This window comes from Arthrobacter sp. TJ-266 (assembly GCF_058269115.1).
Genome location: NZ_JBZCNC010000005.1, coordinates 33,776 through 51,252 on the forward strand (window position 1 = coordinate 33,776; position 17,477 = coordinate 51,252).

Sequence of the window (17,477 nt, forward strand, 5' to 3'; positions counted from 1 at the left end):
GCGCCACACCAGGTCGGGGCGGGAAGCCCCGGGACGGCTCCACCACCGGCGCCCGCCCGTGTCAGGATGGACGCCATGACCGACGCTCCCCACGGCACCGCCGTGCCCTCCCCACCCTCCGCCTCGCCCTCGACCGGCTCTCCAGTGCCCGCCGTCGCACCGCGTGCCTCCGCACCCACCGGTCCGTCGGCGGAGACCTCCGCGACAGTTGGACGCAGCGCGGACTGGGCACCCGTGGTCCTTTGGTCGAAGCCGGAGAGCGAGCGCGACGGCACCCCGCTCCTCGTGCTGTTCCACGGCTACATGGCGGACGAGGCGGACCTCATGGGCCTCACCGACCACCTGCCCCCGGAGTTCACGGTGGCCTCCGTCCGTGCTCCGCAGCCCGCCGGCCCCGGCTACTCCTGGTTCCCGCTCTCGCGCGAGGTCACCTACTCGGTGGAGAGCGTGGTCCGGAGCGTCGAGGCGGTGTCCGCCTGGCTGGACACCGTGCGCGGCGCCCATTCGAGCGTGAGCCTTCTCGGCTTCTCGCAGGGCATGGGCGTGGCGACCTCCCTCCTGCGGCACCGGCCCGCCGACTTCGCGTGCGTCGTCGGGCTGTCCGGCTTCGCCGTGGCACCCGAGGGCCATGCGTTCTTCCGGGACGACGACGTCCGGGCGGCACCCGTGCCCTTCTTCTGGGGTCGCGACCAGGAGGACCCGGTGATCACGCCCGAGCTGATCGAGTACACCCACGGCTGGCTCGTGAAGCACACCACGCTGACGAAGATCCTCTACCCGAACATGTTCCACAGCATCAATCAGCAGGAACTCGCGCACGTGCGCGAGTTCCTCAGCATGACGGTGCTGGGACGGCGCTGACCGGTCCGGGCGGCGGGTGGGGCAGGGCGGCGGGTCCTAGCCGCGGCTGATGCGCACGGCCTGCCCGTTGACGCTGACGACGTCGCCCGGGTGCAGCTGACGCCCCCTGCGCTCCTCGATCTCGCCGTTGACCTGGACCAGTCCGTTGTCGATCAGGGTCTTGGCCTCCACGCCGTCCTCGGCCAGGGAGGCGAGCTTCAGCACCTGACCCAGCCGGATCATGTCGTCGCGGATGGGCAGGTCTTCGACGGGGGCGCGATCACTCATGCGTACCATCATGCCGGACACGCAGCACTAGGCTGGCGGGGTGCAGAATGCCCCCACCCTCCCGCCCGCCGTCGGGTTCCCGCTGGCGCTCGCGGCGGGGCTCGCGGTTCCCATCCAGGGGCGCATCAACGGCGCCCTCGGTACCGCCCTCGACGACGGCATCGCCGCGGCACTCATCAGCTTCGGGACGGGCCTGGTGGTGATGATCGCGATCACGCTGGTGCTGCCGAGCGCGAGGGCGGGCGCCCGCCAGATCATGCCGTCGGTGCGCGAACGGCGCTTCCCGCCGTACTACGTGGCGGCAGGCATGATCGGTGCGTTCTTCGTGTTCTCGCAGTCCCTGACCATCGGGCTGATCGGGGTGGCGCTCTTCACCGTCGCCGCCGTCATGGGTCAGTCCTTCAGCGGCTTGCTGGTGGACAGGGCCGGCATCGGACCGGGCGGGCGTCGGGCTGCCACCCCCATGCGGATCGTCGGGGTGTCCCTCACCGTACTGTCGGTCGTCTGGGCGGTCTCGCCGCGTTTCGGGGGAGCGGGCGAGCTGTCCTCGTGGCTGGTCCCGGTGCTGCTGCCCGTGATCGGGGGGATCATGTTGAGCTTCCAGTCGGCCATGAACGGCACGGCCGCGCTGCACTACGGGTCGCCGCTCGCGGCCACGCTGATGAACTTCGTGGCCGGCTCCACGGTGCTGCTCGTCGCGTGGCTCATCAAGCTCGCGGTCGCCGGACCCACGAACCCTCTGCCCACGGAGTGGTGGTACTACCTCGGCGGACCGATGGGGTGCGTGTTCATCGGCCTCGGCACGCTGCTCGTCCGGAGCCTCGGTGTGCTGCTGACGGGCCTCGTCATGATCGGCGGGCAACTCGTGGGGTCCCTCGCGCTCGATCTCCTCGTCCCGACGCCGGGCAGCATCGTCGTGTTCGCGACGATCGCCGGAACGCTGCTCACCCTCGTCGCGATCGTCCTCACCACTCTGCCCTGGCCGCGCCGACGATCGCTGTGACACCGATGGCCGCGCGGGCCTAACAGCTGACGGCTCGTTGTGATGGCCGTCGGCCAGCGACGATCGCCGTCGTACGGTCCGGAGCTCGAGAGCGGAGAGCCCGCACACGGCACAGGGGCCGTCCGATATGGACGACCCCTGTACTGAGTTCCTCACTGATGCTGCTGGTGGTGCTGCTGCTGGTGGTGCGGGTCAGCGGTCCGCGACGTCGTGGTCGTGGTCGTGCTCCGGGTGGAGCCCGCCGCCGCTCTCGGTGCCGCCACCGAGGGGGTTGCCCTCGAAGCGGTCCTTCTTGCCCTTGCCCTTGACCGGTGCGCCGGCGCCGTTCACACCGAAGGTGCTGGAGGCATAGGTCACGGTCAGGTGCGCCACGGCGTCGCTCAGCTGGTCGAGCGCCTCGATGCTGAGGTTGTTCGTGTCATCGCAGGCCACGTGGTAGCAGGCGTCGTACGGTGCGCCGGCCACGCCGCCGAACAGGGCTGCCTGCTCGACGGTCTTGATGCCCTCGGCGCCGGTGAACAGACCACCGGCAGGAACGCCCTCGGCGATGAAGGGTCCGTAGTCGCTCCGGCCGCTGAACGCGGTCTCGCCCGAGGCGAGGCCTTGCGACGCGAAGTAGTCGTGGAAGTCCTGCTCGATCTGGCCGGACCCCTCCGGGCCCGCGGCGGCGTCGGGACCGACCGGGAAGGCGGAGTTGTCGCCGTCGTACACGAAGCGGCCGAAGTTCGGCGAACCGATCATGTCGAAGTTGAGGTACAGGCCCACGCTGTCCAGCTCGTCCTTCTCCACGAGGTCGGCCACATAGAACTCGGCCCCGAGCAGGCCTTCCTCCTCGGCACCCCACCAGGCGAAGCGCACCTTGTTGGCCGTCGTGACCTTGCTCATGCCCTCGGCCACCGCGAGGATGCCCGCGCTGCCCGTGCCGTTGTCGTTGATGCCGGGTCCGGCGAGCACGCTGTCGAGGTGCGCGCCCACCATCACCACGTTGTCCGGATCACCCGTGGCCGTCTCGGCGAGCACGTTGTACGTCTCGCGGTTCTCGGAGATGGTGTCCACGGCCACGCGGCCACTGACGCCCTCGCCGATGAGGGCGTTGCCCGCTGTGAAGCTCGCTCCCACCACGGGGATGTCGACCACGCCGGGTGCCCCGAGCGTTCCCGCCACCGGGCCCGTGTTGAGGCCCACGCCGGTGTTGAAGATGACGACGGCAGCAGCACCTGCGGCCTCGGCGTTCTCGGCCTTGATCGCGAAGGTGCAGCCACCGCGCTGGACCAGGGCGATCGATCCGGGGGTGAAGCCCGCGAAGTCGGACGGCTCGCAGCCGCTCGTGCCGGTCGCACTCGCTGTGCCTGTCGTGTCGATGGTGCGGATCGCGGCGGAGACGTCGCCCGCTCCCGAGAAGTCCATGGTAGCGACGTCCTCGGCGCCGTAGGTCGTGGCATCCGGGGCGGTCTCCTCCAGGACGGCGGGGGACAGTTCGGCGAAGTAGGGGAAGAGGAACGTCTGGATGGTCGGCGTGTAGCCGGCGGCGGTGAGTTTCCCGACGATGTAGTCCACCGAATCGGAGTAGCCCTCCGTGCCCGAGGCGCGGGTGTTGCCGTTGGCCTCGGCGATGGCGTCGAGCGCCGTGAGATGACCGACCACCTTGTCGACCGTCACCGCGGCTCGCAGCTTCTTCGAGGAGTTGTTGGTGCTGGAATCGAACGTGGGTGCAGCGGTCGCGGTGACGCCGCTCCCTGCCACGAGCGCGACGCTCCCGGCGATGGCGAGCGCGGCGCGGCCGAGGCGGGCGCGCGATGGTGCAATGGGGTGGGGCATGAGGGTCCTTCGTGAGGCGAACGCCCGATCACACGGGCGCGAGTGACGTGTGTCACGTCGACGGTGCCCTCAACCTAGGAAGCTTTCGGCCGGCGGTCAAGGGCCGACGCCGTCGATCCGCGCCCCCAGGCGGCGGACGTGCGCCGAGCGGGCGGCGGAGCTCGCCGATCACGAGTGCCGCGACGTGCCACCCGGTAGGCTTGCCGGGTGGCTTTCCGCCCGCGGTCGACGGCGACGGCGGGCGGCGTCGCACGTATCCGCCCCCCCGCTCGACCCCGTGGGACCGCACCCAGCGGCCTGCACAGAACTGGAGAACTCCGTGGCACAGGCCAAGTCCGCGCTCGACCCCATCATCTCGCTCGCCAAACGGCGCGGCTTCGTGTTCCAGTCGGGGGAGATCTACGGCGGCTCGCGCTCGGCGTGGGACTACGGACCGCTCGGCGCCGAGCTCAAGGAGAACATCAAGCGTCAGTGGTGGCAGACCATGGTGCGCGGCCGTGAGGACGTCGTCGGACTCGATTCCGCCGTCATCCTGCCGCGTCAGGTGTGGGAGGCCTCCGGACACGTCGACGTGTTCAGCGACCCGCTGGTCGAGTGCCTCTCCTGCCACAAGCGCTACCGGGCCGACCACCTGGAGGAGGAGTTCGAGGAGAAGAAGGGCCGTGCCCCGGAGAACGGACTCCAGGACATCACCTGCGCGAACTGCGGCACGAAGGGCCAGTGGACCCCGCCGCAGGAGTTCTCCGGGCTGCTGAAGACCTTCCTCGGCCCCGTCGCGTCCGAGGAGGGCATGCACTACCTGCGCCCCGAGACCGCCCAGGGCATCTTCGTAAACTTCAACAACGTGCTGACCACCGCGCGGAAGAAGCCCCCGTTCGGGATCGGTCAGATCGGCAAGAGCTTCCGCAACGAGATCACGCCCGGCAACTTCATCTTCCGGACGCGCGAGTTCGAGCAGATGGAGATGGAGTTCTTCGTGGAGCCCGGCACCGACGAGCAGTGGCACGAGTACTGGATCAAGGAGCGCTTCGACTGGTACACCGGCCTCGGCATCAACCCCGAGAACCTGCGGCTCTTCGTCCATCCGCTCGAGAAGCTGAGCCACTACTCGAAGGGCACCACGGACATCGAGTACCGCTTCGGCTTCCAGGGCTCGGAGTGGGGTGAGCTCGAGGGCGTCGCCAACCGGACGGACTTCGACCTCTCGACGCACTCGAAGCACTCCGGCACGGACCTCGGCTACTTCAACCAGGCCACCAACGAGCGCTACACGCCGTTCGTGATCGAGCCCGCGGCGGGCCTGACGCGCTCCTTCATGGCCTTCCTCGTGGATGCCTACACCGAGGACGAAGCACCCAACGCCAAGGGCGGCGTGGACAAGCGCACGGTCCTGAGGCTCGACCCCCGCCTCGCACCGGTCAAGGCCGCCGTGCTGCCGCTCAGCCGCAACGAGGACCTCTCGCCGAAGGCGAAGGACCTCGCCGCGCAGCTCCGCAAGGGCTGGAACATCGAGTTCGACGACGCCGGTGCCATCGGGCGGCGTTACCGCCGCCAGGACGAGATCGGCACGCCGTTCTGCATCACGGTGGACTTCGACACGCTCGAGGACCAGGCCGTCACGATCCGCGAGCGCGACACCATGGCGCAGGAGCGCGTTGCGCTCGACCAGGTGCAGGGATACCTCGCCGCGCGCCTGATCGGAGCCTGATGGCTCTCGAGTACCGCGCCTGGCAGGAGGGCGACGACCTCGAGCTGCTCCAGCTGTGGGGTGGCCCGGAGACGGCCGCCGCCGAGCAGTTCCGCGGATCCTTCCGCACGCCGTCGGACCAGCCGTGGAACCGCTGCATCACGGCCGTGGACAAGGGCGTCCCCGTGGCGGCGGGCTGCGTCTACGGTGCCGCGCTGCATCCGGACCGGTTGTGGTGCTACATCGAGGTCGCCGAGGACCACCGCCGTTCGGGCGTCGGCTCGACGCTCCTGACGATGCTGCAGCACGAGGCCGCGCTCTCGCCGTCGGGCGTCACGGCCCTGCGGACGAAGGTCTCGCCCGAGACCACCGGCGCGGCCTTCGCCGAGGCCACGGGCTTCGGGACGCTGCAGCGCTCGCGGCTCGTCGTCGTCGGGCCCGGCGCACTCGCGGCTCCCTCCTTCGACGACCCCGCCGGGCCCCAGCTCGAGGAGGCCGCCACCGGCTCGGTGGAGCTGACGCGCGCGCTGGCGACGTTCTACGAGTCCGTGCACGGGTGGGACCGCGCCGACCTCAGCCTCGGCAGGGCCCAGCAGCTCTTCCTCGGGGAGGCGAGCGGGGCCGGCGGGGCGATCGTCCTGCGTGATCGTCCCAGGGCCGACGGCGGAGCGATCGCGGCGTTCGCGGTCAGCTACACCCAGGCGCGGACCGACGATCCCGCGGACGTCCTCCTCGGCTACGACACCACGCTCACGCCCACGGAGCAGCAGGCCGCGGTGGCCACGATGATCGCGATGCTCGTGCACCAGTACCCCATCCAGCTCGAGATCGACGACGCGATGGAGGCCCTCGTCGCCGTCGTCGAGCCCCTGCTGGGCACGGGCGCAGCGCGGCTCGCCGGGCCGGAGACGCTGGTCGTCGCGACCGCCTGAGGTGAGGCTCCGGTTCCGCGGACCGGACCATCCGCGGCGCGATCGGCGCAGTCGGCGGCACCGGCGTGCGACCGACGCTGCCGACCGACCGAATCGACAGGCGTCAGCCGCGATCGTGCCGGCCGGCCTTCTGGTCGGCGAGGTCCGCCGCCTCGCGTTCCTCGTCCGTCATGGCGCCGCCGCCGAGGTGCGCGGGCATCCACCAGGCGCCCGGCTCGGGCTGTCCCGGGTAGTCGGCGATGCAGAGGTCGATGCCGTTCTGCAGCTCGCGGCGCAGCTCCTCCGTCTCGACGGCGACGTCGAGGCCCGGTGCGTGGTGGATCGGAGGGTTCACGTGCACGCGGACGGGCGTCCGCAGCGCGCGCCTGACCGAGAAGCCGTGCCCGCGGGTGAGCAGCCTGTGCGAGCCCCACACCGAGACGGGGATGACCGGCACGCCCGCCTCGGCGGCGAGGCGCACCGCGCCGGTCTTGAGCGCGCGGACGGTGAAGCTGCGGGAGACCCCGGCCTCGGGCAGGATCGCCACGTACTCGCCGGCGCGCAGGCGCGCCAGGGCGTCGTCGTACGCGGCCGCTCCGGCCTTGCGGTCGGTGATGACGTGCCCGAGCCCGTAGACGAACGGGCTGACGAACCAGTGCTCCACTGCTCGCTTCGAGATCAGGTACCGGGCCTGGATGCGGGCGTGGTTCCAGAGGACCAGCTCGGCGAAGGCGAAGTCGAGGTAGCCGAAGTGCGTGATCGCGACCACCGCGCCGTGTCCGGGGACCGCGCGGCGTGAACGGCCGTCGAGGGGATCCGAGGCGGGCAGGTTCTCCGTCCCGGAGACCGTCACCGGCAGGCGCAGCGCCGTGAAGACGGCCTTCCCCGCGTACACGACCGTCCGGTACATGCGGTCGCTCTGCCGCGGCTTCCATCCCATGCTCAGATACCTCTTCCGGCTCTCGGCGGCAGCGGGAGGAACCCGCTCGTGCGCTCCATGTACTCTTTGTACCCCGGCCGGCCGGACATCCGCTGCTCGGTGAGGGGCTTGCCCGTCTTCCCGGCGAGCGCCCAGATCATCAGGGCAGGGGAGAGCACCGTGAGGATCCCCGGCCACGAGTCGGCGGCCACGAGGAACAGCCCCGTCCACACCAGGGCGTCACCGAAGTAGTTGGGGTGGCGCGTGTAGCGCCAGAGGCCGGTGTCGAGCACCGTGCCGCGGCGTGCGGGGTCGTTCCTGAACGCGGAGAGCTGGTGATCGCCGACGGCCTCGAACGCCAGTCCCGCCGCCCACACGAGTGCACCTGCCCACGCGACGACCCCGAGCGGCCCGGTGCTGACCATCGCCACCTGGAGGGGCAGGGAGACGAACAGCATGACGCCCGCCTGTGGGAGGTACACCTTCCGGAGGGCCAGGAGCGCCGGGGAGCCCTGCGGATCGGCCAGCATCGCGGTGTAGCGGGGGTCCTCCTCGCCACCGCGGGCGCGCCACCCGATGAACGCGGCGAGTCTCACGCCCCACACCGCGACGAGTACCAGCACGAGCAGGCGCCGGCCGTCGTCGGCATCCTCCACGCCGGCGGAGGCGAGGAACGTGACGGCGGCGATCACCACGAAGCCGAGCCCCCAGGTCACGTCGATCACGGAGTGGCGCCGCTGCGCGGTCGCGACGGCGAAGGTCACCGCCATCAGGAGGACGACGGCGAGGATCGAGAGGGCGAGTCCGGTGAGGAACGCGGGGAACGGGAAGCTGGGCACGGGAGCCTTCTGGGAGGGGTGAAGAGATGGGCTGGACGGGATGCGGTGACGGGGACGGAGGAGCGGCCGGGGCCGGCTCAGGCGGTGATGCCCAGCGGATCGTTCGCGCGATAGAGGGATTCCGACGCCTCGAGCGCCCGGGAGCTGATCGCCGCTCCGGTGTCCTCGGCGAAGTGCCGCAGGAGGAAGGAAGTGCTCATGCCGTGCCAGACGGGCACGGAGCGCAGCATGAAGTGACCGGCACCGAGCATGCGCACGTACCGGACGTCCCGGGCCACACCCTGGGCCCGGCGGGCGAAGGAGAGCGACGCCGTCGGACTCGTCCAGCGGTCCGTGTCGCCGTGCATGATGAGGACGTTCCGCCCGCGGACCTGCTCGACCGGGGCCGAGGGTTCCAGCCACGGTGCCAGGGCGCTGATGCTGCGCACCTGCGGGTGGTCGGCAGCGTAGAGGGCGGTCAGCCCGCCCATCGAGTGCCCCAGGAGGTACACCGGCAGTCCCGGATGCTGCGCCTCGATGCGGTCGAGCGCCCACCGGGCGTCCGTGAGGGCGGACTGGTCCGCTCCGTTCCAGCCCCGCACGCGGTTGCGCAGGGTCCAGACCGCGAGACCGTGCGGGCCGCCCTGTGCTGCGAGACGGGCGGCGAACGGACGCATCCGCAGAGGGCTGAGGTGGTACGCCTCCGCTGCGTCGAAACTGTTCGCGCGGCCGCCATGGAGGACGAGCGCGACACCGCGGACGTCCGACGACGCGCCGGTGACCCTCACCACCGGGTCCTGCTCGCGCGCTGGTCCTGCTGGGGCCATCGGTGCCCACCGTCCCTTCGTGCCCCGTGGGGCGTTCCATGCTCGAGGAGCTCTGCTTCGTTGCCGAGTGGGCGCGGGTCCTGGCCTCGCCTTCGCCGGAACCGGCTCGGCCCCACCGTAGAATCGCACACGGCGCCCGGCCCCGCCGGGTTCCGCACCCGCCTCCAGGATCTCCGGATCAGACCGCACGTCCCCGACCAGCCGAGGTACCACCGTGGGCCACAGCCACCTGCAGGCCGCTCGCTCCGACGAGGGTTCGGAGCCGTCACCCTCCGCGATTGCCACGCGGCGGCGGGCCACGCTCCTGCTCTCGATGATCCTCGTACCCATCGGCGTCATCACGCTCGTCGCGATGATCCTGCTGTGGCCCGACGGCGACCGCGGCTCGCTCTCGGTCGCGAACCCCTACGCCACCGCCGAGGGGGTCAGCTTCGAACGCGGCACCGTCCGGGAGGTCACCGAGGCGGACTGCCCCTCCTCACAGGCCGTGGTCGACGCCGGAGGGACGGCGAGCACCTGCACCGTCGCCTACACCGAGCCCGCCGCCGGCGGTGACCGGATCGCCGTCGAGGTGACGCCGGAACTGGCGATGACCGACGCCGTCGAGCCCGGTGACGAGATCCGCTACCTCGACCTCGCGGGCGTCGTGCAGGGCGGAGCGGCGGCCTACGTCTTCGTCGACTTCGTGCGGTCGGTGCCGATCGTCGCGCTCGCGGTGGTCTACGCCGTCGTCGTGGTGGCGGTCGCGCGGTGGCGCGGGCTGCGCGCGATGATCGGGCTCGTCGGCGCTCTCGTGGTCCTCGCGCAGTTCATCCTGCCCGGTCTCCTCGACGGGGCGCCGCCGCTGTTCCTCGGCCTCGTGGGTTCCGTGGTGATCATGTACGGCGTGCTGTACTTCGCGCACGGGTTCTCCGCGCGGACCTCCACGGCGCTGCTGGGAACGGTGTTCGGTCTCGGTATCACGGCACTGCTCGCCGCGTGGGCCACCGATGCCGCGCACCTGACCGGGGTGGGGGACGAGAACGCGTACACGCTGGTCAACGCCTCGGACGAGCTGTCCATCTCGTCGATCATCCTGTGCGGGCTCATCATCTCCGGCCTCGGCGTGCTCAACGACGTCACCATCACGCAGTCGTCCTCGGTGTGGGAGCTGTACGAGCTCGCGCCGGAGACGCCCGCGCGCCAGCTGTTCGGGTCCGCCATGCGCATCGGTCGCGACCACATCGCCTCGACCGTCTACACCATCGCCTTCGCGTATGCCGGTGCCGCCCTGCCCGTGCTGATCCTCGTGTCCCTCTACGACCGCGCGCTGCTCGACACCCTGACCAGCGGTGAGCTCGCCGAGGAGGTGGTCCGGACCCTGGTGGGGTCGATCGGACTGGTCCTCGCGATCCCGCTGACCACGCTCGTGGCGGTCCTCGTGGTGAAGGCGGTGGGGCCGAGGGGAGGCGGGCGATCCGCCGTCGGCGCTTCGACAGGGGGCGACCGCGGCGTCGATGCGGCTCACGAGGGTGATCCGCGTGCCGACGGCACGGCGGTTCACACGGCCGACGGCGGATCGCCGCCTGCCGTGCGTCACGCACCGCGCTTGACGGCCCTCCGGCCGGGCGAACGGCGGGTGGCGGTGGGGGAGCGGCGCGACGCGCTCACGAGGAGCCGGGACGGCGGGCAGGGCGGGCAGGATGGCAGCGGGACGGATACGTCCGGCGGCGGGTACCGCGGTGATCTGCGCTCCGGTCGACCCGGGGAGGACGACGCATGACGAACGCCTGGCGGAAGGCCGCCCGGGAACGACGTCGGCCACCCGGTGGCCTCGGGGCGGCGATCGACGAGCGGAACCCGCACCGTCCCGGATTTGCGGAGCCTTGCGACAATGGAGGGGTGACTGCCGTGACCACCCATCCCGCTCCCGCGCCCTCGGTGAACGCGCCCGACGCAGCGATCGACGTCGTCCCCGACCGGACCGACGCGGCCCTCAAACTCGACCTCCCGCCCCTGACGCTCGGCAACATCACGGTGACCACGCCCGTGATCCTCGCGCCGATGGCCGGCATCACCAACAAGGCCTTCCGCCGCCTGTGCCGCGAGTACGGCGGCGGCCTGTACGTCTCCGAGATGGTCACCTCGCGCGCGCTCGTGGAGCGCAGCCCCGAGTCGATGCGCATCATCTCCCACGACGACGACGAGGCGGTCCGCTCCGTGCAGCTGTACGGGGTGGACCCGAAGACCGTCGGGGCGGCCGTCCGGCTCCTCGTCGAGGAGGACCGCGCCGACCACATCGACCTCAACTTCGGCTGCCCCGTGCCGAAGGTCACCCGGAAGGGCGGCGGTGCGGCCCTGCCCTGGAAGCTCGACCTCTTCACGGCGATCGTGCAGACGGCGGTCCGCGAGGCGTCGAAGGGTGACGTGCCGCTGACCATCAAGATGCGCAAAGGCATCGACGAGGACCACCTGACGTTCCGTGAGGCGGGGAAGATCGCCCGCGACAGCGGGGTGGCCGCCGTCGCCCTCCACGGACGCACCGCGTCGCAGTTCTACTCCGGCCAGGCCGACTGGAACGCCATCGCCGAACTCCGCGAAGCCCTCCCGGACATCCCCGTGCTCGGCAACGGGGACATCTGGAGCGCCGAGGACGCCGTGCGCATGGTCCGGCAGACCGGTGTGGACGGCGTCGTGATCGGCCGCGGCTGCCAGGGGCGGCCGTGGCTCTTCGGCGACCTCATGAACGCCTTCGAGGGCAGCGCGTCCCGGCACCGTCCGGGCCTGGGTCAGGTGGCGGAGACCGTGTACCGGCACGCTGAGCTCCTCGTGGAGACCTTCGGCAGCGAGATGATGGGCCTCCGTGACATCCGTAAGCACATGGCGTGGTACTTCAAGGGGTACGTGGTCGGCGGGGAACTGCGGGCCAAGCTCGCCGCCGTTCCCACGCTGGAGGTGCTGCGGGGCCTGCTGGACGAACTCGACGCGACGTCGCCCTACCCCGGCCAGGACGCCGAAGGGCCACGCGGGCGGGCCGGATCGCCGAAGAAGACCGCCCTCCCCGAGCACTGGCTCGACGGCCGCGTGCTCAACGAGGCGCAGCAGGCGGACATCGCCGCCGCCGAGGTGGATGTCTCCGGCGGATGACGTCCCGTCCGCGCCGTCGATCCCCGTCCACATCCGGCGACCTCCGCTCTTCCCCCGCTCGTCCGTGCACTAGAAAGGCATCATGAGCTTCCTCGATCTCGCCGCCACCACGGGCTACAGCCCGTCGGACACCGAGCGCTGGGTGGCCGAGCACGCGAAGAGCTCGCACCGCACCGACTTCGAGCGTGACCGCGCCCGCGTGCTGCACTCGTCCGCGCTGCGACGCCTCGGTGCGAAGACGCAGGTCGTGGCGCCCGACACGGACGACTTCGTGCGCACGCGCCTCACCCATTCGCTCGAGGTGGCCCAGGTGGGCCGCGAGCTGGGCCGGACGCTGGGCTGCGACCCGGACATCGTCGACACCGCGTGCCTCGCGCACGACCTCGGCCACCCGCCGTTCGGGCACAACGGCGAGTCCGCGCTCAACGGCATCGCCCATGCCATCGGCGGGTTCGAGGGCAACGCCCAGACGCTCCGCCTCCTCACGCGCCTCGAGCCGAAGGTGGTGCAGGCCGACGGCGGGCCGGCCGGCCTCAACCTCACGCGCGCGAGCCTCGATGCCGCCTGCAAGTACCCGTGGACGGCGTCCTCCGCGCCGGTGCTCGCGGGCCGACGCACCACCAAGTTCGGGGCGTACGACGACGACCTCCCTGTCTTCTCCTGGCTGCGCGACGGGGCCCCCGAGGGCCGCTCCTGCCTGGAGGCCCAGGTCATGGACCTCGCCGACGACATCTCCTACTCGGTGCACGACGTCGAGGACGCGATCGTCGCCGGTCACCTGCAGCTGAAGTGGATGGACAGCGCCGACGCGCGCGCCCGGGTGGTCGGTTACACCCAGCAGTGGTACCTGCCGGGCAGCGACGCCGCCGCCGTGGACGCCGCCCTCGCGCGGCTCGAACGGACCCCGGTGTGGGTGCGCGAGGCCGACGGCACGCGCCGCTCCATGGCGGCCCTGAAGAACATGACGAGCCAGCTGATCGGCCGGTTCTGCCTCAGCGCCATGGAGTCGACGCGCTCCATCTACGGGCCGGACCCCCTGACGCGGTACAACGCCGAGATGGTGGTGCCGGAGGAGACCATCATGGAGATCGCCGTGATGAAGGGCCTCGCCACCACCTACGTCATGACCACCGACCACCGCCAGCCGCTCTACGAGCGGCAGCGCGAGGTCCTGACGTCGCTGGTGGCCCAGATCCACGCCGACGGTGACCGCTTCCTCGAGCCGATGTTCGCAGCGGACTGGCGAGAGGCGGCCGACGACGACGCCCGCCTGCGCGTCGTCGTCGACCAGGTCGCCTCGCTCACCGACGCTTCGGCGCTCGGACTGCACGAGCGGATCGTGGGCCCCGTCCCCGCCCTCTGGTGACGCCCGGGAGTGTTTGCCCACATGCTCCCGGCCTGCGTCCGGGGCCGTGGAGGGGCGGGCCTAAACTGGGGCCATGCCCGGACTCATCAAGCGTGAAGACATCGATGAGGTCCGTCAGCGGACGGACATCAAGGAAGTGGTCGAGGGGTACGTCACCCTGAAATCGGCGGGCATCGGCTCCTTCAAGGGGCTGTGTCCCTTCCACGACGAGCGCTCGCCGTCCTTCCACGTCAGGCCGCAGATGGGGTCCTACCACTGCTTCGGGTGCGGCGAGGGCGGTGACGTCATCTCCTTCGTGCAGAAACTGGACCACACCTCGTTCTCGGAGACGGTCGAGAAGCTCGCCGCGCGGATCGGCTTCGAGCTGCACTACGAGGACGGCGGCACGGGCCCTCGCCGCGAGGACGTGGGCCGACGGCAGCGCCTCCTGGACGCCCACAAGATCGCCGCTGAGTTCTACCGCGACCAGCTCCTCACACCGAACGCCGCGACGGCCCGGGAGTTCCTCCAGGGCCGCGGGTTCGACCGCGCCGCCGCCGAGCAGTTCGGGGTCGGCTACGCACCCCAGGGCTGGGACACACTGCTCAACCACCTCACCGGGCGCGGCTTCAGCATGGACGAGCTGAAGCTCACCGGCATGTTCAGCGCCTCGTCGAGCAACGCGGGGCGTTTCTACGACCGCTTCCGCGGCCGGTTGATCTGGCCCATCCGCGGCATCACGGGCGAGACCGTGGGCTTCGGGGCGCGGAAGCTCTACGAGGACGATCAGGGACCCAAGTACCTCAACACCCCGGAGACCTCGCTCTACAAGAAGTCGCAGGTGCTCTACGGCATCGACCTGGCCAAGCGCGAGATCGCCAAGAACCGGCAGCTCGTGGTCGTCGAGGGGTACACGGACGTCATGGCGTGCCACCTCGCAGGCGTGGGTACCGCCGTCGCCACCTGCGGTACGGCCTTCGGAACGGACCACATCAAGATCGCGCGCAGGCTCCTCTCCGACGACGGCACGGGTGGCGAGGTGATCTTCACCTTCGACGGCGACGCCGCCGGACAGAAGGCGGCGTTGCGCGCCTTCGAGGAGGACCAGCGCTTCACCTCCCAGACCTACGTGGCCGTCGAGGCGTCCGGCGCCGATCCGTGCGAGTTGCGCCAGACCAGGGGCGACGACGCCGTGCGCGCGCTGATTGCCGACCGGCGGCCCCTCTTCGAGTTCGCGATCAAGGCCTCCTTCGAGAACTTCGACCTCTCCTCGGGCGAGGGACAGGTCAAGGCACTACGCCACGCCGCCCCGATCGTGGCGCAGATCCGCGACGTGTCCCTCCGTTCCACCTACACGCGCGAGCTGTCCCGCTGGCTCGGGATGCAGTACGTGGGGGAGGACCAGGTGGCGCGAGCCGTCTCCTCGGCTGCGCGGCGCGAGGCGTCGAGCGCGCAGTCGTCGTCCGGGTCGTCATCGGGAGGGCAGTCGTCCGGCGGGCGGCAGTACTCCCAGCAGGGGCAGGGCGGCTCGGGCCCGTCGGGATTGGGGCAGCAGGGCGACCGGCGGCCGGACGGCGCCGAGGGTCCGGGGTCCGGTGCTTCCGACGAGCCCTACTTCGAGCGACCGGATCCCCGTGACCCGATCGCCCGCATGGAGCGTGAGGCCCTCGAGGTGGTGCTCCAGCAGCCCACGATGCTGACGGCGGTGCAGTGGGAGAGCTTCTCGACGTCGCACTTCACGGTGCCCGTGTACGAAGCCCTGCACACCGCGGTGATCGCGGCAGGCGCGGCGGGCGCCGAGCTCTCCCGCTGGGTCGAGGCCGTTCGTGAGGGCGTGCCGGACGTCCTGCGTCCGCTGGTGAGCGAACTCGCCGTCCGGCCGCTGCCCGCGAAGGACGCCGACGCCATGGTCAACTACTGCCGGGACATCCTCAACCGGCTCACCGAGATGAGGATCACGCAGCAGAAGGCGGAGAAGCTGGGGCAGCTCCAGCGCATGGATCCTGCGGCTGATCCGGCTCTCTACAACCAGCTGCAGCGGGACCTCATGGAGCTGGAGATGCAGCGCCGTCAGCTCCGCGTGGACTGACCCCCGGACGATTTCATTCAGCCCTGCAACCTATGTAGAGTGGTAACCGCGCATTCCTCCGTAGCTCAATTGGCAGAGCATTCGACTGTTAATCGAAGGGTTACTGGTTCAAGTCCAGTCGGAGGAGCAGAAGACGCCCCTGACCAGTGGTAACACCGGTCGGGGGCGTTCCTTTTGGGGGCCCGGGTGACCTGTCAGGGGGCGAGCGTAGGCTGTGCGCATGGACACTGACGGCATGCAGGACACTGACGGCACGCTCATCCTGGTCACCGGCGCCACCGGCTACATCGGCGGCCGTCTCGTCACCAAACTCGTGGCGGACGGGCACCGCGTCCGGGTGGTCGTCCGGTCCCCGCAGAAGCTCAAGGACGTGCCGTGGGCCGGCTCGGTGGAGATCGTGCAGGGTGATCTCCAGGACGGCGACACCATGCGGCGGGTGAGTCGCGGCGTGGACACGCTGTACTACCTGGTGCACTCGATGAACTCCGGCAAGGACTTCGACAAGCGGGAAGCGGACATCGCCTCGACCGTCGCGGAAGCGGCGGACGACGCCGGCGTCAAGCGCATCGTCTACCTAGGCGGTCTGCACCCCGAGGGCGTCGAACTGTCCACGCACATGCGCTCACGCACGCAGGTCGGGACCATCCTCCTGCGCTCCGGCACGCCGACCATCGCCTTCCAGGCCGGAGTGGTGATCGGATCCGGGTCGGCGTCCTTCGAGATGATCCGGCACCTCTCCGACGTGCTGCCGGTGATGCCCGCGCCGAAGTGGGTGCTGAACCACATCGAACCCATCGCCGTCCGGGACGTCATCCACTACCTCGTCGGCGCGCTGAACCTGCCGGCGGACCTCAACCGGACCTTCGACATCGGCTCCCGCGAGGTCCTGACCTACGCCGAGATGATGAACCAGTACGCGGAGGCCGCCGGCCTGCCGCGCCGGAAGATCCTCGCCCTGCCGGTCCTCACGCCCCGGCTCGCCGGGCACTGGGTCAACCTGGTCACGCCCATCCCGCGCGTGATGGCGATGCCCCTCATCGAGTCCCTGCAGCACGACGCCGTCACCTCCGAGCACGACATCGACGAGTACATCGACAGGCCCGAGGGCGGCCTGACGGGGTACCGACGCTCCGTGGACCTCGCGCTCGGCAAGATGCGCGGGGGCGAGGTGGAGACCAGCTGGGCCGGGGCGTCGCAGATCGACTCCGAGGCGGACCCCCTGCCCTCCGACCCCCAGTGGGCCGGACACACCGTGTTCACCGACGTGCAGACCTACAGTTCGACGGCGTCGCCCCAGAGGTTGTGGAGCGTGGTCGAGGGCATCGGCGGCGAGAACGGCTGGTACTCCTGGCCCGTCGGCTGGGCTGCCCGTGGCTGGATGGACAAGGTGGCGGGCGGCGTGGGACTGCGGCGAGGCCGCCGCGACTCCCGTGAGCTGCTCACGGGTGAAGCCCTGGACTTCTGGCGCGTCGAGGAGATCGTGCGGGGCGAGCGCCTGCGCCTGCGGGCGGAGATGAAGGTCCCCGGCCGGGCATGGCTCGAGTTCACGGTGGAGCCGGAGGGCTCGGGAAGTGCCTACTACCAGCGCGCCGTGTTCTTCCCCCAGGGCCTCTCCGGCCGCCTCTACTGGCTCGCCGTCCTGCCGTTCCACGGCTTCATCTTCAAGGCCATGGCACGGAACATCGCGAAGGCGGCTGAGGCGTTGCCCGCGGAGTCTGGCGCCGCGGCGTCCTGAGTCGGGGGGACGAGCGACGTCCTGAGGTGCGTTCCGGGTAGCTTCCGGGCAGGCTCCTCGGGGCGTCCTCC

Annotated in this window: 14 protein-coding genes and 1 tRNA gene; 10 read left to right on the top strand and 5 right to left on the bottom strand. The window is 70.6% G+C overall.

Annotation, left to right across the window (positions count from 1 at the left end; genetic code table 11):
* Window positions 1–75: 75 nt before the first annotated feature.
* Complete coding sequence (locus tag AC4D12_RS14655) at window positions 76–861, top strand: alpha/beta hydrolase (RefSeq protein ID WP_490950692.1); 786 nt, start codon at window positions 76–78, stop codon at window positions 859–861.
* A gap of 36 nt (window positions 862–897) precedes the next feature.
* Here AC4D12_RS14655 and AC4D12_RS14660 read toward each other — a convergent pair whose 3' ends face one another.
* Window positions 898–1,128 carry an RNA-binding S4 domain-containing protein gene (locus AC4D12_RS14660; protein ID WP_490950693.1) on the bottom strand — a complete coding sequence of 77 codons (231 nt, stop codon included), beginning with the start codon at window positions 1,126–1,128 and terminating at the stop codon, window positions 898–900.
* A 40-nt stretch (window positions 1,129–1,168) separates the two neighbouring features.
* Between AC4D12_RS14660 and AC4D12_RS14665 the strand changes: the two genes are divergently transcribed.
* Window positions 1,169–2,131: a DMT family transporter gene (locus tag AC4D12_RS14665; protein ID WP_490950694.1), complete on the top strand. Its 963-nt coding sequence runs from the start codon at window positions 1,169–1,171 to the stop codon at window positions 2,129–2,131.
* A 192-nt stretch (window positions 2,132–2,323) separates the two neighbouring features.
* Here the strand turns inward: AC4D12_RS14665 and AC4D12_RS14670 are convergent, their stop codons facing one another.
* Complete coding sequence (locus AC4D12_RS14670; RefSeq protein ID WP_490950695.1) at window positions 2,324–3,949, bottom strand: M28 family peptidase; 1,626 nt, start codon at window positions 3,947–3,949, stop codon at window positions 2,324–2,326.
* 319 nt (window positions 3,950–4,268) lie between these two features.
* On the opposite strand from AC4D12_RS14670, the gene AC4D12_RS14675 reads away from it, so the two are divergent.
* A complete protein-coding gene (locus AC4D12_RS14675; RefSeq protein ID WP_490950696.1) occupies window positions 4,269–5,657 on the top strand; it encodes a glycine--tRNA ligase in 1,389 nt (462 codons plus the stop codon).
* Window positions 5,657–6,568, top strand: coding sequence for a GNAT family N-acetyltransferase (locus AC4D12_RS14680; RefSeq protein ID WP_490950697.1), 912 nt, complete (start codon window positions 5,657–5,659; stop codon window positions 6,566–6,568). The genes AC4D12_RS14675 and AC4D12_RS14680 overlap by 1 nt, the downstream gene beginning before the upstream one ends.
* 103 nt (window positions 6,569–6,671) lie before the next feature.
* Here the strand turns inward: AC4D12_RS14680 and AC4D12_RS14685 are convergent, their stop codons facing one another.
* The 3 genes from AC4D12_RS14685 to AC4D12_RS14695 all read right to left on the bottom strand — a co-directional run bounded on the left by AC4D12_RS14685 (window position 6,672) and on the right by AC4D12_RS14695 (window position 9,111).
* Window positions 6,672–7,487, bottom strand: coding sequence for a lysophospholipid acyltransferase family protein (locus AC4D12_RS14685; RefSeq protein ID WP_490950698.1), 816 nt, complete (start codon window positions 7,485–7,487; stop codon window positions 6,672–6,674).
* Between the two features lie 2 nt (window positions 7,488–7,489).
* The gene (locus AC4D12_RS14690; RefSeq protein WP_490950699.1) at window positions 7,490–8,305 is read right to left on the bottom strand and encodes a DUF1295 domain-containing protein; all 816 of its coding nucleotides are present in this window, start codon (window positions 8,303–8,305) and stop codon (window positions 7,490–7,492) included.
* Window positions 8,306–8,382: 77 nt separating this feature from the next.
* The gene (locus AC4D12_RS14695; protein WP_490950700.1) at window positions 8,383–9,111 is read right to left on the bottom strand and encodes an alpha/beta hydrolase; all 729 of its coding nucleotides are present in this window, start codon (window positions 9,109–9,111) and stop codon (window positions 8,383–8,385) included.
* A gap of 214 nt (window positions 9,112–9,325) precedes the next feature.
* Between AC4D12_RS14695 and AC4D12_RS14700 the strand changes: the two genes are divergently transcribed.
* The 6 genes from AC4D12_RS14700 to AC4D12_RS14725 all read left to right on the top strand — a co-directional run bounded on the left by AC4D12_RS14700 (window position 9,326) and on the right by AC4D12_RS14725 (window position 17,406).
* Window positions 9,326–10,873, top strand: a complete 1,548-nt coding sequence (locus AC4D12_RS14700; protein ID WP_490950701.1) for a YibE/F family protein — start codon at window positions 9,326–9,328, stop codon at window positions 10,871–10,873.
* A 158-nt stretch (window positions 10,874–11,031) separates the two neighbouring features.
* The gene (gene dusB, locus AC4D12_RS14705; protein WP_490950822.1) at window positions 11,032–12,237 is read left to right on the top strand and encodes a tRNA dihydrouridine synthase DusB; all 1,206 of its coding nucleotides are present in this window, start codon (window positions 11,032–11,034) and stop codon (window positions 12,235–12,237) included.
* Window positions 12,238–12,319: 82 nt separating this feature from the next.
* Window positions 12,320–13,603: a deoxyguanosinetriphosphate triphosphohydrolase gene (locus tag AC4D12_RS14710; protein ID WP_490950702.1), complete on the top strand. Its 1,284-nt coding sequence runs from the start codon at window positions 12,320–12,322 to the stop codon at window positions 13,601–13,603.
* A gap of 73 nt (window positions 13,604–13,676) precedes the next feature.
* The gene (gene dnaG, locus AC4D12_RS14715) at window positions 13,677–15,671 is read left to right on the top strand and encodes a DNA primase (RefSeq protein ID WP_490950703.1); all 1,995 of its coding nucleotides are present in this window, start codon (window positions 13,677–13,679) and stop codon (window positions 15,669–15,671) included.
* Between the two features lie 54 nt (window positions 15,672–15,725).
* Window positions 15,726–15,798: transfer RNA gene (locus AC4D12_RS14720), tRNA-Asn, on the top strand.
* 93 nt (window positions 15,799–15,891) lie between these two features.
* Entirely contained in the window at window positions 15,892–17,406 is a 1,515-nt protein-coding gene (locus tag AC4D12_RS14725) for an SDR family oxidoreductase (protein WP_490950704.1), read from the top strand.
* The last annotated feature ends 71 nt before the right edge of the window (window positions 17,407–17,477 follow it).